At 44.0% G+C, this 24,542-nt stretch carries 28 protein-coding genes; 8 read left to right on the forward strand and 20 right to left on the reverse strand.

The window, feature by feature from the left end; translation table 11 throughout:
- Nucleotides 1–86 precede the first annotated feature (86 nt).
- Together BST96_RS21425 and BST96_RS03775 are read left to right on the forward strand one after the other, a co-directional pair.
- The gene (locus BST96_RS21425) at nt 87–356 is read left to right on the forward strand and encodes a helix-turn-helix transcriptional regulator (protein WP_085757410.1); all 270 of its coding nucleotides are present in this window, start codon (nt 87–89) and stop codon (nt 354–356) included.
- The gene (locus tag BST96_RS03775; protein ID WP_085757411.1) at nt 353–1,147 is read left to right on the forward strand and encodes a hypothetical protein; all 795 of its coding nucleotides are present in this window, start codon (nt 353–355) and stop codon (nt 1,145–1,147) included. The genes BST96_RS21425 and BST96_RS03775 overlap by 4 nt, the downstream gene beginning before the upstream one ends.
- A 55-nt stretch (nt 1,148–1,202) precedes the next feature.
- Here BST96_RS03775 and BST96_RS03780 read toward each other — a convergent pair whose 3' ends face one another.
- From BST96_RS03780 to BST96_RS03860, 18 genes are all read right to left on the reverse strand, one after another.
- On the reverse strand, nt 1,203–1,604 hold the full coding sequence (locus BST96_RS03780) for a hypothetical protein (RefSeq protein WP_085757412.1): 402 nt from the start codon (nt 1,602–1,604) through the stop codon (nt 1,203–1,205).
- 48 nt (nt 1,605–1,652) lie between these two features.
- The gene (locus BST96_RS03785; RefSeq protein ID WP_157117843.1) at nt 1,653–2,000 is read right to left on the reverse strand and encodes a hypothetical protein; all 348 of its coding nucleotides are present in this window, start codon (nt 1,998–2,000) and stop codon (nt 1,653–1,655) included.
- Between the two features lie 29 nt (nt 2,001–2,029).
- The gene (locus BST96_RS03790; RefSeq protein WP_085757414.1) at nt 2,030–2,713 is read right to left on the reverse strand and encodes a hypothetical protein; all 684 of its coding nucleotides are present in this window, start codon (nt 2,711–2,713) and stop codon (nt 2,030–2,032) included.
- A gap of 17 nt (nt 2,714–2,730) precedes the next feature.
- Entirely contained in the window at nt 2,731–3,252 is a 522-nt protein-coding gene (locus BST96_RS03795; RefSeq protein ID WP_085757415.1) for a cytochrome c peroxidase, read from the reverse strand.
- Entirely contained in the window at nt 3,253–3,609 is a 357-nt protein-coding gene (locus BST96_RS03800; protein WP_085757416.1) for a TIGR03982 family His-Xaa-Ser system protein, read from the reverse strand. It abuts the gene before it with no gap.
- A complete protein-coding gene (hxsA, locus tag BST96_RS03805; protein WP_085757417.1) occupies nt 3,609–4,196 on the reverse strand; it encodes a His-Xaa-Ser repeat protein HxsA in 588 nt (195 codons plus the stop codon). Before hxsA ends, BST96_RS03800 begins: the two co-directional genes overlap by 1 nt.
- Nucleotides 4,193–5,299 carry a His-Xaa-Ser system radical SAM maturase HxsC gene (gene hxsC, locus BST96_RS03810; protein ID WP_085757418.1) on the reverse strand — a complete coding sequence of 369 codons (1,107 nt, stop codon included), beginning with the start codon at nt 5,297–5,299 and terminating at the stop codon, nt 4,193–4,195. Before hxsC ends, hxsA begins: the two co-directional genes overlap by 4 nt.
- Complete coding sequence (locus BST96_RS03815; protein WP_169713903.1) at nt 5,284–6,579, reverse strand: radical SAM protein; 1,296 nt, start codon at nt 6,577–6,579, stop codon at nt 5,284–5,286. The genes hxsC and BST96_RS03815 overlap by 16 nt, the downstream gene beginning before the upstream one ends.
- A gap of 103 nt (nt 6,580–6,682) precedes the next feature.
- A complete protein-coding gene (locus BST96_RS03820) occupies nt 6,683–6,982 on the reverse strand; it encodes a hypothetical protein (protein ID WP_085757420.1) in 300 nt (99 codons plus the stop codon).
- A 340-nt stretch (nt 6,983–7,322) separates the two neighbouring features.
- Nucleotides 7,323–7,493, reverse strand: a complete 171-nt coding sequence (locus BST96_RS21430) for a plasmid mobilization protein (protein WP_157117844.1) — start codon at nt 7,491–7,493, stop codon at nt 7,323–7,325.
- Nucleotides 7,494–8,055: 562 nt separating this feature from the next.
- Nucleotides 8,056–8,772, reverse strand: a complete 717-nt coding sequence (locus BST96_RS03825; protein ID WP_085757421.1) for a hypothetical protein — start codon at nt 8,770–8,772, stop codon at nt 8,056–8,058.
- Between the two features lie 381 nt (nt 8,773–9,153).
- The gene (locus BST96_RS03830; RefSeq protein WP_085757422.1) at nt 9,154–9,753 is read right to left on the reverse strand and encodes a VPLPA-CTERM sorting domain-containing protein; all 600 of its coding nucleotides are present in this window, start codon (nt 9,751–9,753) and stop codon (nt 9,154–9,156) included.
- Between the two features lie 329 nt (nt 9,754–10,082).
- Complete coding sequence (locus BST96_RS03835; protein WP_085757423.1) at nt 10,083–10,640, reverse strand: leucine-rich repeat domain-containing protein; 558 nt, start codon at nt 10,638–10,640, stop codon at nt 10,083–10,085.
- Between the two features lie 339 nt (nt 10,641–10,979).
- Nucleotides 10,980–11,474, reverse strand: a complete 495-nt coding sequence (locus BST96_RS03840; protein ID WP_085757424.1) for a VPLPA-CTERM sorting domain-containing protein — start codon at nt 11,472–11,474, stop codon at nt 10,980–10,982.
- 116 nt (nt 11,475–11,590) lie between these two features.
- Nucleotides 11,591–13,231 (reverse strand): sulfotransferase family 2 domain-containing protein, encoded by a 1,641-nt coding sequence (locus BST96_RS03845; protein WP_085757425.1) that lies wholly within the window; start codon nt 13,229–13,231, stop codon nt 11,591–11,593.
- Nucleotides 13,232–13,442: 211 nt separating this feature from the next.
- Entirely contained in the window at nt 13,443–14,204 is a 762-nt protein-coding gene (locus tag BST96_RS03850) for a M23 family metallopeptidase (RefSeq protein ID WP_085757426.1), read from the reverse strand.
- Between the two features lie 204 nt (nt 14,205–14,408).
- Nucleotides 14,409–14,750, reverse strand: coding sequence for a PBPRA1643 family SWIM/SEC-C metal-binding motif protein (locus BST96_RS03855; RefSeq protein ID WP_085757427.1), 342 nt, complete (start codon nt 14,748–14,750; stop codon nt 14,409–14,411).
- Between the two features lie 39 nt (nt 14,751–14,789).
- On the reverse strand, nt 14,790–15,494 hold the full coding sequence (locus BST96_RS03860; RefSeq protein ID WP_085757428.1) for an RluA family pseudouridine synthase: 705 nt from the start codon (nt 15,492–15,494) through the stop codon (nt 14,790–14,792).
- A 394-nt stretch (nt 15,495–15,888) separates the two neighbouring features.
- Between BST96_RS03860 and BST96_RS03865 the strand changes: the two genes are divergently transcribed.
- From BST96_RS03865 to napF, 6 genes are read left to right on the forward strand one after another with little or no spacing between them, the layout of a single operon-like run.
- Nucleotides 15,889–16,194: a chaperone NapD gene (locus BST96_RS03865; RefSeq protein WP_085757429.1), complete on the forward strand. Its 306-nt coding sequence runs from the start codon at nt 15,889–15,891 to the stop codon at nt 16,192–16,194.
- The gene (gene napA, locus BST96_RS03870) at nt 16,191–18,680 is read left to right on the forward strand and encodes a periplasmic nitrate reductase subunit alpha (RefSeq protein WP_085757430.1); all 2,490 of its coding nucleotides are present in this window, start codon (nt 16,191–16,193) and stop codon (nt 18,678–18,680) included. Before BST96_RS03865 ends, napA begins: the two co-directional genes overlap by 4 nt.
- Before the next feature lie 58 nt (nt 18,681–18,738).
- Nucleotides 18,739–19,194, forward strand: coding sequence for a nitrate reductase cytochrome c-type subunit (locus BST96_RS03875; protein WP_085757431.1), 456 nt, complete (start codon nt 18,739–18,741; stop codon nt 19,192–19,194).
- Between the two features lie 32 nt (nt 19,195–19,226).
- On the forward strand, nt 19,227–19,799 hold the full coding sequence (locus tag BST96_RS03880; RefSeq protein ID WP_085757432.1) for a NapC/NirT family cytochrome c: 573 nt from the start codon (nt 19,227–19,229) through the stop codon (nt 19,797–19,799).
- Between the two features lie 18 nt (nt 19,800–19,817).
- Nucleotides 19,818–19,955, forward strand: coding sequence for a TIGR02808 family protein (locus tag BST96_RS21435; RefSeq protein WP_085757433.1), 138 nt, complete (start codon nt 19,818–19,820; stop codon nt 19,953–19,955).
- Between the two features lie 41 nt (nt 19,956–19,996).
- Nucleotides 19,997–20,485, forward strand: coding sequence for a ferredoxin-type protein NapF (gene napF, locus BST96_RS03890; protein ID WP_085757434.1), 489 nt, complete (start codon nt 19,997–19,999; stop codon nt 20,483–20,485).
- A gap of 456 nt (nt 20,486–20,941) precedes the next feature.
- Here napF and BST96_RS03895 read toward each other — a convergent pair whose 3' ends face one another.
- Together BST96_RS03895 and BST96_RS03900 are read right to left on the reverse strand one after the other, a co-directional pair.
- A complete protein-coding gene (locus BST96_RS03895) occupies nt 20,942–22,759 on the reverse strand; it encodes an ABC transporter ATP-binding protein (RefSeq protein ID WP_085757435.1) in 1,818 nt (605 codons plus the stop codon).
- A gap of 30 nt (nt 22,760–22,789) precedes the next feature.
- A complete protein-coding gene (locus BST96_RS03900; protein ID WP_085757436.1) occupies nt 22,790–24,541 on the reverse strand; it encodes an ABC transporter ATP-binding protein/permease in 1,752 nt (583 codons plus the stop codon).
- Nucleotide 24,542: the final 1 nt, after the last annotated feature.

Raw genomic sequence — 24,542 nt, forward strand, 5'->3', positions numbered from 1 at the left:
AAGAAAAATTTATTTATTCTGTCGTTATACCGGGAGAATAACTATCTCTATTCTGAGCGCACACATATTCATTGGAGCGCACAAACATGGTTACGCATACTCAAATAAAAATATCCCGCCGCCCAGAAGTATTAAATCGATTCGGTATCGGTAACACCTGCTTACACGATCGAATCAAAAAAGGACTAATACCACCCTCGATTTCTCTAGGAAGTAGATCGGTGGGCTGGCTAGAGCATGAGTTGAACGCTGTTCTAGTTGCTATGGCAGCAAATAAAGGCGACCACTACATCAAAAAACTCATAGAAAATATGGTCACAGAACGATATGTTAAAGCGAAGGAGCTGATAAAATGAAATTATTGGAAAAAATTTATAGGGCTGGAGGTAGTGTTTACATCAATAACGGGGAGATAGTAATTATCAGCCCTAACAAAGAAAAAGTTAGCGGGAAGCCCCTTAAAAAAATATGGCTCAGGCTCGCCCGTGAAATTGCAGAAGTCACAGACATTCCGTGCTATAGAATGACTGACTATTCAACCAAACAACATCCTAACAGAGAGCTGGGAACCGTAAACCTTCGTTTTGATGAAATAGGCAACGGAGAAACGGTATATCGTAGCTACAATTGCGATATACGTTACAAAAAAACAGGGAAAATTCGACCAAATAAACAGTTCACCGCAAAGAGCCACAGCAAATTTAGAAAATTATGCTCCTTACTCGACATACCTGAGCCGAGATCGCCTTCAGAATCATGGAAGTTGACCAGAAAGCTAAAATGGAAACTGGTCACCGGTGAAATCTATGAGCATATACCAGGTATTTTTCGCTTTGAAGATAACGAGATACTGCCTCTAAGAATCGATGAAGCTCAACTACGGATGCTAATAATGGAGGAAAACAGAGTGGGTAGCGCGATGTTTACGAGTAAAAGCCGGGGAGAAACTTTGGGGGAAAAGACTAAAGCAAATACACAGATAATGCAGCGTCGAGAGAAATCAAACCGCACGGGCTATAAACCACCCACAAACAACAAACCGCTAAACAATAACACACAAGACAATAGAGACAATATCAAAGAGGTAACAAGAATCCAGGGCTTAAGCAATAATGAATGGCTTTTGGAGTACGGTAGACACGAGTAACTCGCCTCCACATCAAGTTAAAACCCTATAAAACCTGCCGTTAAGTGAGCGGCTTTTACTGTTGATAATATCTAAGTAGGTCAGACGAATCTGCGGGGTAAAGTAATCGTCTAACTTCCTTTTGTATCTCCAACAGTTGTGACTGAGTGCAACTTTGACCATGATTCTTAAGAAAGCTCACCGAAGCTCTCGCCTTAGCACCAGCACCTGTAGCAAATGCCAGGCCCTTTTTATACTGAGCAACATCACAACCTGAAACAGGCTTTTTCCCCTCTCTCTGTGCAGACAGCATTTCTTTCATAGCTGCTGATAGTCTTTTATTCTCCGCAGTTTTTTCGGCAAGTTGAGAGGATAACTGTTCAACTGTTATTTTCAACTTTCGGATTTCCTCTTTATCATTAGAAGAAGGAAATGATGACACTGAAAAAAACAGCAAAAATAAAGCAAAAAATTTCATATATACACCTTGAAAGGACAAAATTACAGCCTCGATAATCGGAAATCTCTATAGAGATTTATAATATTCTAAAAGCCTACGGGCATCCGGAGACATATAGCTGTAACTCTTAGAAATAGTAATTAACTGCGTTTTTGTACACTTTTCACCTGATTTCTTCAAAAACGAAGTGATTGAATTATGGCCGTAAAAAGCGTAATTTTTAGCTAACAGGTCTAGATCACATCCCAGCGTTACTCTCTCCCCCCTTCTAGAAGATTCCATTGCCTCCTTCAATGCAGCGGTTAGTCTTTTATTTTCCAGTGATTTTTCAGCCAACTGTATCGAAAGCTGCTCGACTGTGGCTTCCAATCGAAGTATTTTTTCTTTCTCACTAGCAGATAAATCTAAGGACATAAAAAAAACAAAAAATAGAGAGAAAAACCTCATATGGCCTCCAAGAAACTAATTATGGACTTTAAATCATCATCTGAAAAAACCTCTATAGCCCTTAGCAATTCAGACCTAGCATCTAAATAACGTCCTAGACGGTATCTGTCATTCCCCTCCATTAATTCAGGTTTATCTAAAAACAGCTGAACGGGGTTAACATGATGAACAACAACCGACTCTAGGGTAGAGAATACACCATTATGTCCATATGGAGCAGTATCTTTGACAGCGATTAACGGCGGAGTTCGAAAAAGATAGAGATCATCGGCCTTATTAGTAACCCCTGCACGCCCCAGATCTCGAGTTCTTGTGTGTGGACCAAAATCCCCTTGTGGAACACCAATGCTATGGAATTTGAAATCGCTAAACAACGGAGGTGTATGACAAACTGCACAACGACCCTTACCGAAAAAAGCTACCGCACCCTTTTTTTCTATTGTAGAAAGCGCTCCTTTATCTCCTTTAAGGAAGCTCTGCCAGCGCGACGGCGGACAAGAGAACTTTACAGCAATAAAATCTGCTAACGCATTTCCTATATCTGCCAACTCAAAGCTATCCTTGTCTACCCCTAACCTTTTAAGTGATGAAACCAAGTCTTTATCTGCCCACACCCTATTTGAAATTGCACTGGATAACGCCTTATACTTATCTTGATAAAGCGAATCACCGACAGCCATCCTTAAATCATTATCCTCTAAAACACCGCTCTTCCCAAGAAACTCATCTCGCTCAGTGATCGGTAATATGGCTGCAATAGCGAGTGCAGAGTTAAACTTTGAGGATATTTCCACCCCAAACGGGCTATAAAAAAAATCTTGATTGGAATCAATTTTTCCATCCCAAAAAAATTTTTAAATTGAGGGTGACCGCGATTAAAAAGACTAAAAGCATTTCTCTGGACCAAGATTCCACCACCAGAGTATAGCCGTTCTTCAGACTCACCCTCACCGCCAACACCAACTGCAATAGGTATACCATCAGAGAAACCAACCTCTTCTATATGGCAGGTTTCACAAGACACATCCCTTTCACCAGAAAGCTCCTTGGACTTAAAAAACTTCTCTCCCAGAATAAATAACTTTCTATCTGCAACCTTCTCGCAAGCTTCAATAGAATACACTTCAATAATTTTTTCGAGCTTTCTATCCTCAGAAGTCTCCCCCCAAGAATCGATCGCCATAAAAAGCATCAACAAACATAAAACAGAAACTTTCACTTATCGCTCCCTAAACCGATGAGACTCCGTAAACTCACTAGCCGGACGCTGGTAAATTTCAAGGGATTTCAAACCCAACCAAGACAAATACGTTTCAGGAAGCCCAGATAAGAGCATAATCTTCCTGACCTTGTCATACTCATGACAATCCATCAAATGGATCTCTTGGGCTTTTCTCTCTAACTCATCTCTTTCATCGCCATACCAGGCCGACTCCATAGCAATATCGCAATCCACCACCAGCCCCATATAAGATTTACTATAGATGGCAGCAGTAGCAAGAGGCAGAATTACTTCTTTAGCTATCCATAAAAAGCAAAAAAGTATTATTATTGTCCTAAATATTTTTTCGACCATTATTTTACTATTATTCCGAATGCATTAAGCGTATCTTTATCCAAGTATCCACCTCGCTTCAAACCGCGCTTAATTTTATAGATATCAATAGCATCCCGTGTTTTAGGCCCCATAATACCGTCCATGGGTCCCTCGTAGTCCCCCTCCAGCATGAGCTGCAATTGAACTCTCTTTATAATCTCCGCCCTAGCTTTAGGATCATTAGCAAGCGAAGGAGCATCTGGGACTGCTGGCTTATAGGTATCCTTAGGCTTTGATTGCTGCCCCAAAGGATCAGAGTCCTTTTTCCTTGTTACGGGCGGAGAATAATTCGGAGCTGGAGCTGGAGTATAACTGGGGGACGGAGCTGGCCGACCAGACCCGCCACTACTAGACCGGTGGGAGCCATGCGACGAATGCGACCGATGACTACCATGAGCAGCAAGGTAAATTGGTATCTTCCCAGTATTGACTTGTGAATCAAAGGTCAGGTCATCAAATGAGGAGTCCTTATAATCTTCTGTTTGAGCGTCCTCACTTGAAGCCAAAGAACTAATAGCAAAAGCAGCAGAAATACTAGAAGCTAAGTTTTTCATTACCTTTTTCATAAATATGGTCTCGGTTTATCCAAATGCCGCCCTTGAGCAGAATAAAAAAACCCACAGCAATCATCCTTTATAGAACATGAGTTACACAAACTTGGAAAATAATTCTTCCAGTCAGAAATACTTTTATTTGCATACTTATGAGCAATAGGTGGAAGGTGACATAAAGGGTAATTAAATAATGCTAATGACGTCTTATGCAGTTCACAACTAGAGATCACAGCATCTAACTGTTCTTTTTGCTTATCTGCCGGAACAAATAGATCGTCATATCTGTTTTTAGCCCAGCCGGCCGGCTCAAGCTGCATCAACGCTATGACAGGATTAACCGCTCTAAATTTAGCCCGAATTAAATCAACTATTAATGGGATTTTCTCGTAATTATATCTATTAACAACAAGACGTATCTCCAATTCAAACCCTGAGAATGCCAAATTCAACAACCCTTTAACGGTTTCTTCGAAGGAACCAGGAACACCTGTAATCTTGTCATGCAACTCTGGAGAATCTCCATGCAAAGGTATACCAAATACAACTTTTTTTGAGGCGCCAATCCCTTGTATTTCTTTTACTTTCTTTTCATCAGAAAAAACTCTGCCATGCGAAAGTATATGATAATCTTTATCAGGGTTGGACAAAAATGTATTTTTAAGAAAAAGAACAAAGTCATCCCAAAAATAGGTAGGCTCGCCACCCGTAATTCCAAATATCCCCTGCTGATCAAAAGCAGATAAAGCAAGCAGGACTTGATCATAAAATTGTCCTGTAGGCTTTGGCGGTTGCGAACAAAAAATACATTTATTATTACAGTCCTCAGTCACTAACAATGTATGCTGCCTTGCCGCTGAAGAAAGAATAACCCTTATATTGCTGGACTTGTAATTAACTTCTAAAATATCCCCCTCATTAACTATACTTAAAAGCTCCCTTGAAAAGAATGAATTACCAACTGATCTAGTTGTAGTAAAACGATCTCCACCGCCGTGTACAATTTCTGATATATCACACGATACAACAGGGTTTTCGCCACCTGAAAACCTGTAAATCCCTGGCTTTATTACTCCTGAATCAATTATCGCTTTATCAGGCCTTATCGTTTCAACCATGACACCACCATTTTATTAGTGATTTCTCCATTGCCAATTTTTTTTATCAAAATATCATAAATATCAGTGATATGATGACAATAACCCGAATTTGGCTTAAGGCCAACAAAATCACCTTGTGACGCGAGGTGATGCACAGGGTCAGAACCACAAAATGGCATATAAGCACATGTATCACAGAGAGGTGAACATTCAGAAAAAGAGCTAGAGATTAACCCCTCATGCCCTTCAATGTTATTCTCCAACAACTCACTACCACTAATTCTAGCCAATGGTAGCAATGGGTTTTTTGTTGATTCAAATAGCATTCTGGCCTCGTCAGAGCCAAAAATATTTCCATCATAATTCACTATACAAGCACTTAATGCATAACCAGAAGGGCTCTGCATATCTACGTGCACATTAAGCTCTGGCGAGTAAAGATTAGAAAGATACAACCCGATGCCTTCATCAAAAAAAACCTCACCCCGCTGAAAGCTTTTTACGATCTCATCAATATATGCCTCTAAAAAATCGCTATATTCTTTACGGGAGTAGCCAATTAATTTTTTTGTTACCGTAGCAAAACCATAATTTGCTATTGGCCTTGAATATATTCTTCGTATCCCAAGATCACTACATGCTGAAATAATTTTCCTTGGACCTAATTCGATAATTTCCCGAGTAATTGTACTCACAAAACCAACATTCTTTGAAAGATTAGCATCTGACAGCCTTTTAAGCTGCTGTTTGAATCTTTCAAAGGAATCAAATAGCCTAGACTTCCTTATTTTACTATGAACGCTAGGAATACCATCAAAGGATACCGACAAGCTAACATTTTCAGTATGCATCCACTCTAGAAAGTCATCTGACATATCAGGGCCTAGCGCAGAAGCAATAACCACATCAAACCCATGTCCCCTAAGAACACGCAACTCTTTTACCAAGTCAATAATAAAACGAGGCCTTAATAAAGGTTCTCCCCCCTGAATTTCTAATTTAAAAGCAGGGGCCGCAATTTTATCAATAGCCTGGGCAATTTGCGCTGGTTTCATCTCCAACTCATGATCAACAGATGATAAAGGGGCCCTGCTAACCTGACAGTATGCACAATCATGATCACACCTAAGTGTTGGCACCACCATTATCAAGCTAGGTCGAAATAAACCTTTAGAGAACTTTGCCGTGAGATTTAGCTCAGCGGCCTTAGAAAAACTTAAAGCCTCTGTATCACTTTCGGAATAGAAACCCTTCGCTGCAAGTTCATTTAACTGGCCACCCTTCAGAGAGCTGGACACTAACGCATACAGCTCCTCCCTACTCTTCAGAATTGACCACTCGCCCAGAAGGTTAGATATAAAGACCTTATCAGTGGAGGGTATATCCCTAAAAAAAAACGGATTAATCATCATCTTTTTCGCGATAGACAGAACTTAGTGCTCTACTCACTATTTTCTGTCGCTCCCTGCCCGTCTCAGAGTCAATAATCTCTCGTAAGCGATAATCATTAATATAACTATTAAGTTTGTTTATTGAATCACAGGATAAAGCCCTATCAAAGGTAAGCACCCATGAATCCATATCTACTTTTATGCTAGGAAACTCTTCTGGTGCAGGAAAAGCCCAACTACATGCACTCCTTACAACATACTCACTGTAGGAAGAGCTAATTTTAAGAATTTTATTATTTTCTGTATCCATTCAATATTCCGTTATATTTATCCACTCTTGGCCAAGCATTACAAAGAAAGCCCTCTGCACGCACAGATCATCTTCTCATCAACCGGCGAATCCTCATAATGATTTTTATGGTTTAAACCTCCAGAACAACCGAAAGTTTGAGATATGATAAATTTATGTATGGCTTGCATCCACAACAAGACTGTATTTTTTAAAAAAGGGTGGGGGGTGGGCATTTTCTATCAATAGATACGAAGATGTCAGCATCACTTTAACATACTGGATACCATCTTTGCCCGACAATATATCGAACCTCCATCAAATTAATGCACTACATATGTATAGACAACAGCCCTCTAGCTCAACAAGTAGTCCTATCTCGCCGCTTACTCCTTAACACAACACCAGCCATCTTTGCTCGAATGTACTCTGATACGGAAATACCAAGCTTATCTGCACAATTTTCAATATCATCCAATAGCTGGCGACTAATCCTGATATTTATTTGCTCTGTATGACGTTTGATCTTCATAACCAGCCCCAACCTTCAATTCGCTCTCATGACTTTCATTTAACGTAACACTGGAAGTAACATCCAAATAAGTATATATAATAAAAACCTTATATTACAACCACTTAAGAATTCAATTCAATTCCCGCCGGCCCACCAAAACAAAAAAGCCCCACCAGTGCTTATTGGTGGGGCTTTTTTGTTTTGGTGGAGCCAACAGGAACTGAGGTATATCGCCGGGTTCATAAAATGGCAGGATAGCCATTTTACACGACCGAAGGTCGCCCCCAGAGTGAGGCCCAAGGATGGACCGAATGAATTCCCGTCGGCGCACTTCCAGCTAATCAACCCACCAACTACGCTCCAAGCAACAGCTTACTAAAAACAGGTAGCTTCTACGACTCTGACCCTATTGCTTTGAAAGCGCTATTAATGAGTGGATCGAATCTCGGCAGCAGTTATAGGCCGAAGCATGAATGAATTGACTGCAACAGGCATTCAGGCAACTTTTTGCCACTAACCGACTTGGTAGAATCAAAAGAAGGCTACCGAAATAGCTTGATGTTTGAATCAGCTTGGATAATTAATTATTGCGTTTTAGCCCTATCAAGCTAACAAGCGCAGAACCAAATAGCCACACAGCAGCAGGAACCGGGACTGCACTGACTTCAACTTCTGTAAAACTCAAGTTATAGGTGTCAGTAAGGCTGGTATCTGCTCCGGTCGCATGAAAATACTCTATAGTTAAAACGCTTGATTCAAGCAGTAATGTTTCAGATTCCTCACAACTGATTGAAGGTGTGCCAGCTTGCTCTTCAGTTTCATAGTAATAAGAACACGTTGAAAAGTATTCTGAAAGAATTAAATCACCCAGACTAACGAGCGGTGTAGTATCAATAGGTTCTGGTAAAAATATCGTTGAATAAGAGGCGTTAGTGCTGGCGGTCTGAAAAGCAAGCTTTTCAACTGTATTATAGGTTTCGTAATAATAATCACCATAGCCGCCATAATCACTATAATAATCTGAACTATTCTCACCATTCATTAATATGGAAAAAGCGTCAACCGGGCCAATATAGCTGTCAAAAGGGTAGAAGGCACGCTGCCCTATCGTTAAGCTCAAAGCACCATCGCCATTTTCATCAATAAGCAATGTACCCTGCAAAGCATCAGGTAATTGTGACATATCACCTGTTGAATTGGTTAAAAGACCTGTTACTTGGAATTGCTGGGTGGTGGTGGCGTTAACAGCGGTGCAAGCAAGAAAAACAAAGTAAAACAATAAAATGCTTCTATTCACTTCACTATCTCCATATATTAATTATTATTTTTATTAATAATACCGGTTGCAGCAGTATAAGCAATTTAAAACAATAAAAATGACTAAATTCAAACGTCTATGTCAGCCTGGTTTTAATGCTGCAACGAATTTAATCGTATATATGATTAACAGCTGAAATGCAGTTGTTGATGATCCACAACGAATGTCAGTTACGGGCCAGGAACCACCAAGGGAAGCTAACAATCTTATACGCAAGATAACGGCAGCTAACCATTCAACAACAGACAAAGAAAAGCCCCGAAGTGAGTTGAGGCTTAACGGCAACTGTGTGCCATTAATGGACTAAATCAGAATCAAAAAAGGCTACCGAAGTAGCCCCAATATCACATCTATTTCAGGTTATTTCTTACGTTTGATTCCAGCCAAACCAAGCAACGCTGAACCGAACAGCCACGCTGCGGCAGGTATTGGGACCTCGGGAGCGGTAATGCCTACAAGTGTTACAACTGCACTTGTGGATGCTTGATTGCCGTAAAAATCGGTCGCTGAAAAGTGAATCTGTTTAGTATCACCTGTATTGACTAGGAAAGGTGCTAATGATTCCCAGTCAACTGTCGTTGTCAGTGTGTAGGCGTCATAGAAATTGTTGTCGCTGGTATCTATATCCCAAAAAGTGAACACACCAAGTTGGCCAGATGCTTCAGCCGTCACTGTTAATGAATCTCCCATAGCTATTTCAAACGGACCTCCTAAAATACTAATACTTAAAGGTAAAAATTGACTACTTGGCTCATCACCTGGATCAAGTGGATCGGTGCCAAGAGATACTTCACCGCCGTCGATAACCAGACCACCGTCTGTATCCGCGCTGTGCGGATCTGTACCAAATATATTTATTTCATCGTTATCTAAAAGGCCATCCATATCTGAGTCAACAATTGCTGAATTTGCAGACAAGGAAAGTGCGAGACCCGCTAGGGCCAGGGTTTGTTTCAGCATGAGAGAGTCCTTACTTTGCAGTCGTTGCGTTGTTTTAAGTTCAGGCACTTTCCTTTAATCCATGGCCTGAGTCAAACCGGTTCTGTAAAGTTTTTCGTCACTTGTTTTGAGTAAGTAAACTATTCACAGCATTAAATGGATATGGAGTAGAAGTGCGTCCTTTAAGGGCATTTACTATTCTGGCACAAACTCTATTGAAACTAGAACCCCCTGTCTATTAGACGTAAGTATGTAAGGCTACCAACTAAAGTCTGTAGTGGGTCAGGAGCTGCCAAAACAGCACGCTGGGCCGGATACCGCCCTATAGACTGTTATGTGCCAGTAGCAGACTACCACTGCCTGGACAAATACTCTTCTTCAGTTTCTTTTTCAGGCCTAGCGTTTCTGGTTAGCAAATCAACATCTATAATTACTTGTGACTGATCCAGAGAAATTATCCAGGATTTTTGCTTCTCCGTGAGCCTGAGCTTTGGATTTCCCTTTAGATATATTCTCTTTAAGTTACTGATATTGATTATTTCATCAGGCAGCTCAGTTAACCGATTGTCATTTAGGTTTAGGTATTCAAGATTAGATAACTCACATAGCTCGTCAGGAAGCGTCTTTATCTTATTGCCCTCAAAGTTAAGTTCAATAATTTCCTTTGACAACGAAATTTCTGTTGGTACTTTTTTTAGCTTGTTTCTTTTGATAGAAAGGCGTTGGAGAGTACCTATTTTAAAAAGTGAAGGAGGAATTCTGTTGGCACCAAAGTTATCCATATTGATTTCAGGGGAGTAATTGAAATCGTTCAAAGATTTAGGTTGTACTTTCCTGTTTCTGCCCAACCAGTTTTCCACTTCTTCCAGCCAAGCTTTAGGAGTGTCTTTCTCGAATGCTGAGACCATAAAATATCACATATAACAATTAATAGAGTAAGGTTATTATATTGATAGTCTTCATTCGAAGGTATTACCTGAAAGTACTAGAGTGGAAGCTGGAAAAAGAGAATAGACCTTGGTGAATTGTTAAAACTGATAGCTCCAATAGCGTCCGTTTTGGGTCAACAGCTGTCACGACCTCTCTTTCCGTTGCACGTAAATCAAAGGGACAGCTTTCCTCCAGATAGCAGACATAAAAAAGCCCCGAGGTTAATCGAGGCTTAGGGGTAGTTGTGTGCCAATAGCTGACATTAGAATAATTAAAAACGGCTGCCGAAGTTGCATTGAGATAGAACTTTTAGACAATTATTTCCTGCGCTTAATTCCAACTAACCCAATCAACGCTGAGCCGAATAACCATGCTGCGGCTGGGATTGGTATTTCAGATACGCGAAATTGAACAGTAATACCTCCTGAGTAGGTCTCGCCCTCTATTGCACTATCGTACATATAAAAGCAACCAGCAGCACAGCCGTACTGAAAATAATCAGCTTCGCTGTACATAACTCTCCAGCCACTATGGGAATCAGTTATACTTCCTATCACCCTTAGGCTGCTAAACGCAGCTTGTTCTGCCAGCAATTTATCGCCAGAGAATAGTAGAGGGTTCCCAAAAGAGTTATTGAATGACATGTCGTAGTATCTATCTTCTATAAGAACACCATATGCGTTTAATACTGTTCTATTTCTCGCGTATCCGGACTCTTCCAGCTCAAGCGTAAACCCATTCTGGATTATCTGTTCAGAGTGCGAGAAGAAAGACAGCGATAAACCAACTACTGCCAGAGCTTGTTTCAACATGAGGGAGCTTCCTTTCGTATTTATAGTTATTAAGCAAGTCATGTTATCAAGTAACGGCATTTAACGCTCTAATATTTTTGAGCCAATCAATTTTGGAGGCAGATTTATTCACTGCATTATAAGGCCTCTAAACACCGACAATCTTCAGCATAGTAGCTGGAAACCATGGCACTTAGTTCATCATTATAGAAACTACGGGCCTCAATTAACGGAAAATCCTTCAGCAAAGCAGGCGCCATATCAAAAGCCCCCTCAACCACTAGCGGCATAGTTCCATTTTCTTTTGCTGGAAACCGCGTCAGCTTTCTACCACTCATCCCTTCCAGGTCATCAACCAACTGGTCCAGATGATCTAATGAGTAAAGTTTTGAATAATGCTTGACCCCCTTTAAATATAAAACCTGTGGCATCCATGCCAGATCCAAGCTTTTGGCAGGTTGCGCGCAGATAAACGCAACGAATTTTGCAAAGCTTACTGGACCGTCAGTGAACCGCTGTATCGACTGAGCGCTTTCCTGCTTATCACCTGTTGCAAGCGGCTCAACAAAGGCTTCGAGATAAGCCTTAACCAGTCTATCTTTGGGGTCTTGCAACAAAGCAAATTTATAATAATTTTCTCCTGAAATAATTTCTCGAGCACCTGCCATGGCATAGTCTTTTAACATCATGCCAGTATTAAAATAATCCAGCGCCTGAGGAAGTTTGACTGTCGGTCCATCCAATAACGCTTTGCCCTCAAATTCACTCAGCTCTGCCATTATTTTTGTCAACCACTCTGTTTGATTACCTACAATGGGGCGGGCTATTATTTTTTTATCGGCACTGACTAACACACTCCGCAGCGGCCAAGGCATGGTATTCTCCTGCCCATTTGGCCAAGGCAAGTTTTTTTGCCAAAGATGGGGCAAACCCAATTTTTCCAGGGTCTGTTGCGGTGGCGGAGATGGCTGCCGGCGAATATTAGGGCGCCATGTTGTCGGCTTCTGTACCGCCTGAAAATCATGAAATTTATCAGCATCGGGAATATGCCGATAAAGCCCCTGCTGCTGAATAACAAACTGATAGCATTTAGAATCTTCACGATTAATGCTCTCAATCAACTCTACCGCACCGGCTTCTTGCAGTAGAGGCTGAGCCGAGCCTTGACAATTTTTATTGGCATGCACTGTGGGGATCTCACGCCAGCCGAGCAATTGTGCCAAGGCACCATTAAATTGATCCAGCGAATCCATAGCGCCTATCAGCGAGTTTTGCTGATGAAGTGTCGTCAACACGGCATCAAAACTTGCTGCACCGTTAGAGAGGTAGTGACATTGGTAGTTACTGATTTGCTCTCTAAACGGCTCACAGCTTTCAATAGATTTCACCAGACTATCCGGATTGATGCCCGCATCCCGCCAATACTCCAATAAGTATTTCCGCTCACGCTTATTGGATATGTCGCCAGCATTTTGCGGCTGGGAATAATAGTTAAAAAGAGAGGCTGCACGAGCCACCGGCTCACGGACAATAGCGCAAAATAAATCAGGGGGTGAACCCATGCTGATAGTCGATGGATAAAAAGCACGAGGGCGATGACCTCCGACAATAGTTCTACCATCAATAAAAGACTGTAAATCCTCGTAGTTAGTAACGCCTTGATCACCATATTCATGATGCCAAAAAACATTATCCCGGCCATAGATTTTATTTAACAGCAAATGCTGGGAGGTGCCAGCTGATTTGGGGATATGTAAAAAGATAATACGCGGATTCATAGAGCGACTGTTCTATTACTTTACCCTAATCGGCTAAACACTATGTCAAACACCGCTGGGCATGGTCTAATTGTGGATATCATCATGTTATAGCCTAACTCAAAACCGCCTGCCCAGTATATGTAGGAGCTGATAACATTTTCTTTTAGGTGTAAAAACCAACTCTGCCCTCAGGTATCTCACCCCAGAATAAAATCCGGCCGCAAGCTATCTAACGAATATTAACGATACTAGTCGCCGGATAACTAAGACGGCCATCCGGTGTGGTGATAGCGATGGTATATTGCCTAACGCCCCGAGAATTCCGCGGTATCAACACGCTTAACTTAAATCGCCCAAAGCGATCAGGCTTTGTAGTAACAACATACTCACTGCTCTTAGCCTCTGGCCATAGATAAAAGCCAACCTTTGCTGCCTCTTGCAGCACCCTGCCGGAATATTCAATAAGCCTTCCCGATGGTAAAGTGAATAATGGCTGTCCTCCATCCATTACCACACCATTGGCTTTAAACTCATGCCCCTGTAACACAGAGTCACTAAAAGCTTTTGAACCTTTGGCCAGGCTTTCTGTACTGGATATATAAGTCTCTCCCTGCCTTAACTGAATGGGCATGAGACCACTATCACGAAAGCGAACATCCCACCCCTGGGGCTTAAGAGGGTCTCGCAGTGAAAAACAGATATGGGCAACAGACGTCCCCGACAAACCGACATCAGCAATATGTGCTCCAGCAGCCACATAGTCACCGGGCCTTACCCGAGCAGAGTAAGGTTTATGATGCCAGTAATGACTATAGCTACCATCACCATGATCAATAGCCAGCCGATTGGAATGGGCCTTGCTAAGACGCTGGTAATCCAACATATCTTGCCTGCTGCCGCCCTTCGCCTTTATACCTGACAGGGTTCGGTCATCAACCAGCATAATGACCCGGCCATTGGCCGGAGCCAGAATTGCAGCACCTTCCTGCAATACAAAATCCCAGGCGTAGCCCCATAGTGTGTTCCACGCCCCTTAGGCCCCTGGGCTAGCTGTGCTGATTGACCTTTAGCAAATGGTAACCAAAGATTTTTAGTCGTCGCCGAAGGCTGTGGCTGTGCTGCCACAAGCGCAGCCTGCAACCCAATACTGACAAGCAGAACGGCTGTCATAATAGCCCGAATAATTAACACCGGATTACCCACAGCATTTTTTAAATTTTTTCCCGCTGCCACAGTGGCAAGGCTGATTTCGCTCTGGCATTTGTTCTACCTTAACGGCATTGCCCTTAGCCAAAGCCATCGTCAACTCTTCTATGGACTCAACCGCATCCTCGGCATCATCAACGCGAATATCTGCATATAACTGCGCTTGATCTACTAATAGCTCAACCTCTTGCTTCCGTGCCTCACTGGTCACCACCAAAGTCATTGGGTATTTTTTACTGCCGGGTTTATGCCCTGCCTTGGTTTGATAACCGTGGTTATGATGGTCTTGCCGGGCATCCTGCCGACCTTTAAAGAAAAACTTATCTGACATGAATTTATCCTATTGATACAACACATTTAGAGACAACGTTTAAAAAGGGCAAGGGCTATGCCCCTGCATAAGCTCACCACTCACAGGGTGGCGAAAATGCAATGCCGTAGCGTGCAATAATAAACGTTCGGCCATGCCCTCACTGTGTTCATTGTTATAAAGGTCACACCCCAGAATCGGATGACCGATTTCTCGACTATGAATACGTAACTGATGTGTACGACCTGTTAGCGGAGTAAAACGTACCCGGCAACGTGATGGCTGCTGTAAGCGCTCTACTACATGGTATTCAGTGATTGCTGGTTTGCCGGCCTCCCGGCAAATTCTTTGTAGAGGGAAGTTACCCTTAGCTATAGGAAGCTCAATCAAGCCATTATCTTCACTCAACTGGCCGCTAAGCATTGCCATATAGGTTTTGCTAACCGAGCGTGCTTTAAACTGCTGGCCTAGTAAACGATTAACCTCTTTGTTAAGAGCCACTAACATAATGCCTGAGGTACCAAAATCCAGTCGATGCACCAATGTCGCCGAAGGATACGCCTGACCGTTTTGCTCAGGAGTAATGCCTTTAAGCCGCCCTTGCAGTAAACGAAAGTGTACAGAATCTTTATTAAGAGGATTCTTACCCGACAAACTCAGTAAACCGCTGGGTTTATCAATCAGCAGAATATCCTTGTCTTGATAAAGTATGTGAATATCCTCAAAACAAGGAGGCGCAACAAAGTTATCAACTGCCTTGTTCATCGTAGGTAATCGTCTCTCGGGATATCAATCAGCAAGAGCGCTATTGTCTCATATGTTAGGTAACATAGATTGTTAAAAATGCTTAAAGCCACCGTCTCTCAATATCATTAGCCAACGATAGATTTTCCTGGGCACCTGACAAGCCTTGCTGCTTGACAATAATTAATGGGTTGGATTAATGTACAAGGAACTAAAGCCAAGCTATAACAGTAGGTGTTACTATAATGAGCCTTGGCAACTAACCTACAATCTCGACACTCGTTATAAGGCAAAACGGCTCCATTGCAACAGCCAATATATTTGCCATACCTAATAAGCAACACTGACTTTCAGTACATTTCGTCATATCCCAGTACTGAAACTCATTTTTCGGCCAGACAATTAGAGGCAGCTAATGCTTAGTAATGAAGTTCATATATCCAGTCTCATTGTCCATGTAGCACCAGAATATCTAACGGCGACACGAAATCAGATAGAATCTTTCGATAATGCCGAAGTTTACGGTGACAGCCCAGAGGGCAAAATAATCGTGGTATTGGAAACAGAAAATCAGGGGTTTGTGACGAAAACAATCGATGCCATTAGCGACATGCCGAATGTGCTTAATGTGGCATTGGTCTATCACGAGATTGACAAGGAACCGCACGAAATCAGTGAAGCAAGTGGTGTGCAATTTTCAGAGGCTGAGGGTATATCATGAAAACATCTAGAAGAGCGTTGATGAAAGCAAGCGCTGCAGCGTCAGCGGCCGCTGTCGCAGGGGTTACATTACCGGCAAAGGCGACCAACCTGATCGCAAGTTCAAAAGAAACCAAAATCACTTGGGATAAAGCGCCTTGCCGATTTTGCGGCACCGGGTGTTCAGTGCTGGTTGGCACCAAAAATGGCCGAGTCGTTGCCACGCAGGGTGACCCAGAGTCACCGGTCAATAAGGGGCTTAACTGCGTTAAAGGCTATTTCCTCTCCAAAATCATGTACGGTACTGACCGCTTGCAACAGCCTTTATTACGTATGAAAGACGGTAAGTATCACAAGGACGGCGACTTTGCGCCGGTTTCATGGGACACCGCCTTTGATGTGATGGCTGAAAAATGGAAGGACGCATTGAAAAAAAGCGGCCCTACCAGCGTCGGTATGTTTGGCTCAGGGCAATGGACAGTCATGGAAGGTTACGCCGCATCGAAGATGATGAAGGCAGGCTTTAGATCAAACAATATTGACCCCAACGCGCGTCACTGTATGGCCTCTGCCGTTGTCGGCTTTATGCGCACCTTTGGCATCGACGAGCCCATGGGCTGTTACGACGACTTTGAGAATGCAGACGCCTTTGTTTTGTGGGGGTCGAATATGGCAGAAATGCACCCCGTACTTTGGACACGCATTACTGACCGCCGCTTGAGTAACCCCGATGTCAAAGTTAACGTGATGTCTACTTACTATCACCGCTCCTTTGAGCTAGCTGATCACGGCTATATTTTTAAGCCACAGTCAGATCTCGCCATTGCCAACTTTATCGCCAATTACATCATCCAGAACGACGCCGTTAATTGGGACTTTGTTAATAAACACACTAATTTCAAACAGGCAGCCACCGATATAGGCTACGGCTTACGTGATGAGCACCCCCTTCAGCAAAAGGCTGCCAACCCAAACTCAGGCGATATGTCATCGATTGATTTTGATCAGTATAAAGCCTCAGTCGCACCCTATACTGCTGAAAAAGCCGCTGAAATATCCGGTGTCAGCGAAGATAAACTGATTCAGTTAGCCAAGCAGTATGCTGACCCCAACACCAAAGTGATGTCTCTGTGGACCATGGGCATGAATCAGCACACCCGCGGTGTATGGATGAATAGCCTGGTCTATAACCTGCATCTACTAACCGGCAAAATATCCACACCGGGCAACAGTCCTTTTTCTTTGACCGGCCAACCCTCGGCCTGCGGTACGGCACGCGAAGTTGGCACATTCGCTCACCGCCTTCCTGCCGACATGGTTGTCACAAACCCTAAACACCGGGCCACTGCAGAAAAATATTGGAAACTACCGGACGGCACCATCCCTGCCAAACCCGGCTACCATGCGGTGCTGCAAGACAGAATGCTAAACGACGGCAAACTCAATGCCTATTGGGTGCAGTGTAATAACAATATGCAAGCCGGCCCGAACATTAATAACGAGCGGCTTCCTGGTTATCGCAACCCCGCTAACTTTATCGCGGTATCTGACCCCTACCCCACCGCAACCGCTCAAGCCGCTGACCTTATTTTGCCCACCGCCATGTGGATTGAAAAAGAAGGGGCTTACGGCAACGCTGAGCGCAGAACACAGGCTTGGTATCAGCAAGTGGAGTCTCCCGGTGAAGCACGTTCAGATCTTTGGCAAGTCATGGAGTTTTCTAAGCGCTTTAAGATAGAAGAAGTATGGCCGGAAGAACTGATTGCAAAAATGCCTGAGTACCGTGGCAAAACCATGTATGAGGTGCTGTATGAAAATGGGCAAGTTAACCAGTACCCGTTAGAAGAAGCGCAGGAACTCAATGATGATGCGCAGCATTTTGGTCACTACGTTCAAAAAGGCCTGTTTGAAGAATATGCCCTATTTGGCCGTGGCCACGGCCATGATTTAGCCTCTTACGACACCTACCATAAAGTGCGTGGTTTGCGCTGGCCGGTGGTTGATGGCAAAGAAACACTGTGGCGCTATAAAGAAGGTTCTGACCCCTACGCCAAAAAAGGCTCAGGCTGGGATTTTTATGGCAAGCCCGATGGCAAGGCGCTGATTATATCCGCACCTTACGAGGCTCCGGCGGAATCTCCCGACGCTGAATTTGATATGTGGCTATGTACTGGCCGCGTATTAGAGCATTGGCATACAGGAACGATGACGGCACGTGTGCCAGAACTGCATAAAGCCGTACCTGACGCACTGTGTTATATGCACCCGGACGATGCTGCCAAACGTGACTTAAGACGTGGTGACGAAGTTGTGATCTCGAATAAACGCGGTGAAGTTCGTGCCCGTGTTGAAACACGCGGTCGCAACAGGCCTCCGGAAAACTTAGTGTTTGTACCGTTTTTCGATGCCCGTATATTGATTAACAAACTGATCCTGGATGCAACCGATCCATTATCGAAGCAAACCGACTATAAAAAGTGTCCGGTTAAAATTACCAAAGTAGCCTAAAGTTTTAAAACTGGTTAAAACTTGTTTACAACTACAGCCAACAGGATTAGAGGTTAAGATGAATAAACGACTAATAACATTTTTGTCAGTCTGTTTGTTATTATCAGGCACCGCCAGTGCTGAGCTTAACAACCCCGGCGGTAATGGCGGGGTACAGTCTTTGCGTGGCGCCACAGAACTGGATCAGACACGCCCGGCAGAAGCCTTAAAAAAGTACCCAAGAGAGCAAGTGTTGACCAGTGAATATGTCTATCAGCCGCCCTTGGTACCACACAATATTCGTGGCTACGAGGTTTCTCTCAATGCTAACAAGTGCTTATCATGCCACAGCTGGAAGAACGCCAAAGAAATGGGCGCGACCAAAATCAGCGTAACGCATTATGTTAATAGAGAAGATGCGGTATTGGCGGACGTGTCGCCCCGTCGTTATTTTTGTTTGCAATGCCACGTTCCGCAGGCGAATGCTAAACCACTAGTCGAGAATGTATTTAGACCCGTCGAGTCACTTCGATAGTCATCTTGCTCACGGCTTAATAGAGGTTAGTTATGAATTTGTTAAAAGCTTTTTGGGCTCGGCTAATAAAACCAAGCAATGCCGCCGTTGGCATTGTATTGTTTATGGGGTTTATGGGCGGGCTTATTTTTTGGGGCGCCTTTAACACTGGTATGGAAGCTACCAACTCGGAAGAGTTTTGTTCCAGCTGTCATGCACCCATTGTGGCTGAAATACGCGAAACCATTCACTATTCAAACCGGTCAGGTGTAAGGGCTATATGCTCAGATTGTCACGTACCTCACGAGTGGACAGATAAAATAGTGCGCAAGGTTCAGGCATCAAAAGAGCTGGTGGCTTTTGCGATGGGAACAATTAATACCCCGGAGAAATTCAAAGCTCGTAGAGCGCATTTGGCTGAACGTGAGTGGGTTCGATTTAAAAACAATGACTCACTAGAGTGTCGAAATTGCCATCAGTTTGAATATATGGATTTTTCTGAACAGAGTAACCGTAGCGCCAAGCAGCACTCCACTGCGCTGGCCTCTGGTGAAAAAACCTGTGTGGATTGCCACAAAGGCGTCGCCCATAAATTACCTGACATGCATGGTGTTGAAGGCTGGTAAGCCAGTAAGGAAGATAATATGAGTCAACTAGAATCCATTTTTTGGCACGTCGTAGGCTATAGCGCGATGCCCTTTATTATCCTCGCAGGGTTTGCAGGTGTCGCTGTGGCTTCAGTTTGGGTCTTATCGTTAACATCAGACAAAGCTGACAGCTAACGCTTTGCCAGCACTACGATAAAATCAATTAGGGATTGCCAATGGATCTACAACGTCGCCATTTTTTACGCGGCAAGGTTGGCACACACAAACAGCCAACCCGTATGCCCTGGCTTATTGATATTGACCAATTTTCATCTACCTGCACGCAATGCGAACAATGCATCACTTCCTGTAAAGAAAATATCATTGTCAAAGGTGACGGCGGCTTCCCTGAAGTTAACTTTGCTTTAGGTGAGTGTACCTTTTGCGGAGACTGCGCCAGCGTTTGCCCCGAGCCTTTATTTAACCAAAGTGATGATAAAGCGCCTTGGGATTATCGCGCTTCAATTAATAACACCTGCTTAACTTACAACAATGTTTCATGCCAAAGCTGCCAAGATAGCTGCGAACCTAGAGCCATTGTCTTTGAATATACTATTGGAAAACCGCCTACACCAAGCATAAGCTCAGAAGCCTGCACTGGCTGCGGCGCCTGTGTGGCCACCTGCCCGTCACAGGCAATAGACATCCAGCTGCCTACTGCGTAGGGTGGATTGCAATCCACCGTTCACACCCCCCTAATTTTGGTGGATTATAATCCACCCTACCACTCTGGTTAATACTTACTACAAGGACGCAGCCCCGTAGGGTGGATTGCAATCCACCGCTCACACCCTCCTTATTTTGGTGGATTATAATCCACCCTACCACTCTGGTTAATACTTACTACAAGGGCGAAGCCCCGTAGGGTGGATTGCAATCCACCGTTCACACCCTCCTTATTTTGGTGGATTATAATCCACCCTACCACTCTGGTTAATACTTACTACAAGGACGCAGCCCCGTAGGGTGGATTACAATCCACCGTTCACACCCTCCTTATTTTGGTGGATTATAATCCACCCTACCACTCTGGTTAATACTTACTACAAGGGCGAAGCCCCGTAGGGTGGATTGCAATCCACCGTTCACACCCTTCTGATTTTGGTGGATTATAATCCACCCTACGAAGTCAGTGTTGTATCAACCTCATCCTGCTGCATGGCAAACATCTTCGCATACCATCCCCCTAAGGCCATCAATTCTTGATGACTGCCACGCTCGGCAATCTTGCCTTCCAGCATTACCAAAATCTCATCGCTATCGACAATGGTTGAAAGACGGTGGGCAATGGTTAAAGTTGTCCGCCCTTCTGACAACTTCTTCAACGCAGTCATGACACTTAACTCAGTTTCCACATCAAGGGCAGAGGTTGCCTCATCTAATAACACAAAAGGTGAATCTTTTAGAATAGCCCGAGCAATTGCCACCCGCTGACGTTGGCCACCAGAAATCTTACTGCCCCGCTCACCCGCCTGAGTGTCCAAACCATCAGGAGAGGCAGCTAAAAACTCACCCAAACCTGCCTGCTCAGCAGCGGCTTGAATCTCAGCATCAGCGGCATCGTAGCTCCCCATGCGAATATTTTCTTTAAGGGTGTCATTAAAAATAAAACTGCGCTGGGAGACTACCGCAAATAAATCCTGCAAATCTTCTAATGGAAATTCCTGCGCCTGATGGCCGCCAATAGAGATATTGCCAGACTGTGGATCCCACTGGCGCAACAATAAATTCACCACGGTAGATTTACCCGTACCACTGGGCCCCACTAAAGCAAAGTGTTTACCAGCGGGAAGATCAAACGAGAATCCATCAAAGATTTTTTTCTTACGACTCCACTGATCATCACTGGCATCGTATTCAAAACTAACATTATCAAAAGAAATTGCCGAATCAACCGGACCGGCAACGGGGCCTTTCGCTGTATCCTGTACCGCTGGCGTTTCATCCATCATGGCAAATAGACGACGGGCTGCAATTAACGAGACCCGGTAATCGGTAAAATTATTGGCAAGCCCGACTGATAGGTAAAAACCGACAATAGACACAGCGATAACCGCAGGCAACTCTACCAGCGGATCAATCACCCCTGCCAGTGCCAATTCAATACCCCACCAAGCTGAAGCCAGAATACCGACCGTAATAAATACTTCCGCAAGGCCACGCTGATTGGCGTCGGCACCATATAATTTATCCTGACCTTTTTGCATAGTAGCGCCCATGTTATACAACTCTTCAGCGCGCTTTTTTTCATAACCAAAGGCCACGGTATCGCGCACCCCTTGAATACTATCGGCAACAAAACCATTAACCTCACCTAACTGCTGGCGATACTCAACACCATCACCACCCAGCTTTGATACCAACCAGGGTAGCAATACGGTATTGGCCACATAAAAAGGCAGCAACACATATACCAGCGACTCATCCACGGTCCAACACCACACCAGAATTAAGGCGGGCACAAACACAGCGGCAATCGCCGGTGCTATGGTATGGGCATAAAAAGGTTCAATACGCTCACAATCAGTCATCACTCGACTAACCGCATCACCGGATTGCAACCTGGAGGTTTTTGCTGGGGCCAATGGCAACATAGCGTAATAAAATTTATCGCGAAATGCCGCTAAAATCCTAAACGCCACATAATGACCGGTATAGTTTTCGATATAAGAACCAAAACCAACAATGGTGCCAAAAAAAGCAATCCACTTGGCCTGGGTCCAGATAACATCCCAATTAACTACGCCGGGTTCGGCGCTATTAATATATAAACCGACACTGGCTGCCGCAATACCCAGCACTGCTGCCTGACCACAGCAGCGAATAATCCGCGCCACCAGCGAAGTAATCATAATATTGTTAAAGGGCGTCATATAGGTAAGCAGGCGCAAAATAATTTGCAGATTACTCGCCTTTGGCGTTGCTGTTGATGTACTCATAAGTCTCTCTCTTGAAATAGCCTGCGTTGTTTACGCAACGGGAACTGCCGCTTCTCTTTCAATATTTTGTTTAGTCTTAATCATGCTGGCGTAAATACCATCGTGATCCAGCAGCTCTTGTCGGGTGCCACTCTCACTAACGGCACCGTGGTCCATAACAACAATACGGTCAGCCTGCTCAATCGTACTTAGGCGATGTGCAATCAATAATACGGTTTTATTCTTCGTTAGACGTTCAATAGCGCGGTTTAATAAGGCCTCGGTTTCAACATCTATTTGTGAGGTTGGCTCATCAAGTACAACGATTGGCGCATCTTTTAATAGCGCGCGGGCTATGGCTAATCGTTGCGCCTGACCGCCACTAAGTGCTGTACCCTGATCACCTACCATAGTATTGATACCGGCAGGGCTGCTTTGCACAAATTCCCAAAGCTCCGCGGCTTTTAGCGCTGCTTCCAACTCAGCTTCGCTGGCGTCGTCTTTAGCAATGCGCAGATTATCGGCAATGGTGCCAAAAAATAGAAACGGATCCTGCGGCACTAAAGCAATTTGTTCTCGAATCCAATCCAGCGACAGTTCTTCATCTTTATGGCCATCAAAATATATATGCCCCTTATTTGGGTCCAGCGTCCTTAGCATTAAATTAGTGACGGTGGTTTTACCGGAACCGGATTTACCGATTAACGCTACAGTTTCATTGGGTTGTAACGCCATGGTCAGGTTTTTAATGGCAGGCTCTTCTGCTCCCGGGTAAGTAAAATCAACGGCTTTAAATTCGATGCTAATAGCACGGCCTTTAGTTGAACCGGGGTTATTTCCGGCATCACTTTTAACGGGGGCTTCCTCATCGAGAAACTTAACAACTTTTGCAGCCACTTCACGACCTAAAGCACCGGCAAAAAAGAATTCACCGATTAATAATAAGGTACGGCTAAACTCCAGGCTCATAAAGATAACCGCGACCACTTCCCCCGCTGACATAAAGCCGCCACTGTAACGGTATAGCGAAACACCCATGGCAAAAGCCGTTGAAAACAACGCAAAGCCTAATTCAAGAAAAACAAACTGAAACTGCGCCACCATTAATAAGCGCATAGTTTGCTGACGCTGGAGCTCGTTGCCCTCTTCCATTTCTTTGCCGCGACGCTTGTCCATATTAAACATTTTTAGCGTGCTCATACCCTGGATAGAATCCAGGTACTGGGCAAAGTTACGGTTTTTGGTTTCTTCATTGCTGCCACTGATTTTTCTAAAACCCTGTGCAGCCATACCCACAAACAAAGGCGTTAGCGGTACGCCTGCCAGCATCCATAAACCCACGACCCAATCGATATAAAAGATGGCCGCACAAAGAAAAATAGGGATAGCGATAGCCACCCAGATTTGCACAAAGTAAACACTGAAATAATAGTCGAGGTATTCCACCCCCTCAGTGGCAGTGTTAGCCATCTCACCGGTACGGCGCTTACCTAAAAGTCCGGGACCTAGCTTGATCACCTGTTTATAGATTTGGTCACGGACATTAAGTTTGGCAGAACTGGAAGCACGGAATTGCCCGGTACGGAACACCCATGCCAAGGCCGCTTTTAACAATACCAGCCCAACAAAGGCGGCAATCCAGCTACGCAACATATTGTTACCATCGACAGCGGCATCAATCGCCAAACCCAGAACATAATAAAGAAGGATGGTCGCTGGAATGGTAGCAAGACCGGCAATCAGCCCTACCCTTACCCATTTCATCGTTGCCGGTGTTACCAGCCTGTCATCAACACCAATCATT

This window comes from Oceanicoccus sagamiensis (assembly GCF_002117105.1).
Taxonomy (GTDB): Bacteria; Pseudomonadota; Gammaproteobacteria; order Pseudomonadales; family Dasaniaceae; genus Oceanicoccus; species Oceanicoccus sagamiensis.

Coding starts and splice junctions, on each gene's coding strand:
- BST96_RS21425 (WP_085757410.1), top strand. CDS start 87: ATGGTTACGCATACTCAAATAAAAATATCCCGCCGCCCAGAAGTATTA.
- BST96_RS03775 (WP_085757411.1), top strand. CDS start 353: ATGAAATTATTGGAAAAAATTTATAGGGCTGGAGGTAGTGTTTACATC.
- BST96_RS03780 (WP_085757412.1), bottom strand. CDS start 1,604: ATGAAATTTTTTGCTTTATTTTTGCTGTTTTTTTCAGTGTCATCATTT.
- BST96_RS03785 (WP_157117843.1), bottom strand. CDS start 2,000: ATGTCCTTAGATTTATCTGCTAGTGAGAAAGAAAAAATACTTCGATTG.
- BST96_RS03790 (WP_085757414.1), bottom strand. CDS start 2,713: ATGGCTGTCGGTGATTCGCTTTATCAAGATAAGTATAAGGCGTTATCC.
- BST96_RS03800 (WP_085757416.1), bottom strand. CDS start 3,609: ATGGTCGAAAAAATATTTAGGACAATAATAATACTTTTTTGCTTTTTA.
- hxsA (WP_085757417.1), bottom strand. CDS start 4,196: ATGAAAAAGGTAATGAAAAACTTAGCTTCTAGTATTTCTGCTGCTTTT.
- hxsC (WP_085757418.1), bottom strand. CDS start 5,299: ATGGTTGAAACGATAAGGCCTGATAAAGCGATAATTGATTCAGGAGTA.
- BST96_RS03820 (WP_085757420.1), bottom strand. CDS start 6,982: ATGGATACAGAAAATAATAAAATTCTTAAAATTAGCTCTTCCTACAGT.
- BST96_RS21430 (WP_157117844.1), bottom strand. CDS start 7,493: ATGAAGATCAAACGTCATACAGAGCAAATAAATATCAGGATTAGTCGC.
- BST96_RS03830 (WP_085757422.1), bottom strand. CDS start 9,753: ATGCTGAAACAAACCCTGGCCCTAGCGGGTCTCGCACTTTCCTTGTCT.
- BST96_RS03835 (WP_085757423.1), bottom strand. CDS start 10,640: ATGGTCTCAGCATTCGAGAAAGACACTCCTAAAGCTTGGCTGGAAGAA.
- BST96_RS03840 (WP_085757424.1), bottom strand. CDS start 11,474: ATGTTGAAACAAGCTCTGGCAGTAGTTGGTTTATCGCTGTCTTTCTTC.
- BST96_RS03845 (WP_085757425.1), bottom strand. CDS start 13,231: ATGAATCCGCGTATTATCTTTTTACATATCCCCAAATCAGCTGGCACC.
- BST96_RS03855 (WP_085757427.1), bottom strand. CDS start 14,750: ATGTCAGATAAGTTTTTCTTTAAAGGTCGGCAGGATGCCCGGCAAGAC.
- BST96_RS03860 (WP_085757428.1), bottom strand. CDS start 15,494: ATGAACAAGGCAGTTGATAACTTTGTTGCGCCTCCTTGTTTTGAGGAT.
- BST96_RS03865 (WP_085757429.1), top strand. CDS start 15,889: ATGCTTAGTAATGAAGTTCATATATCCAGTCTCATTGTCCATGTAGCA.
- napA (WP_085757430.1), top strand. CDS start 16,191: ATGAAAACATCTAGAAGAGCGTTGATGAAAGCAAGCGCTGCAGCGTCA.
- BST96_RS03875 (WP_085757431.1), top strand. CDS start 18,739: ATGAATAAACGACTAATAACATTTTTGTCAGTCTGTTTGTTATTATCA.
- BST96_RS03880 (WP_085757432.1), top strand. CDS start 19,227: ATGAATTTGTTAAAAGCTTTTTGGGCTCGGCTAATAAAACCAAGCAAT.
- BST96_RS21435 (WP_085757433.1), top strand. CDS start 19,818: ATGAGTCAACTAGAATCCATTTTTTGGCACGTCGTAGGCTATAGCGCG.
- napF (WP_085757434.1), top strand. CDS start 19,997: ATGGATCTACAACGTCGCCATTTTTTACGCGGCAAGGTTGGCACACAC.
- BST96_RS03895 (WP_085757435.1), bottom strand. CDS start 22,759: ATGAGTACATCAACAGCAACGCCAAAGGCGAGTAATCTGCAAATTATT.
- BST96_RS03900 (WP_085757436.1), bottom strand. CDS start 24,541: ATGATTGGTGTTGATGACAGGCTGGTAACACCGGCAACGATGAAATGG.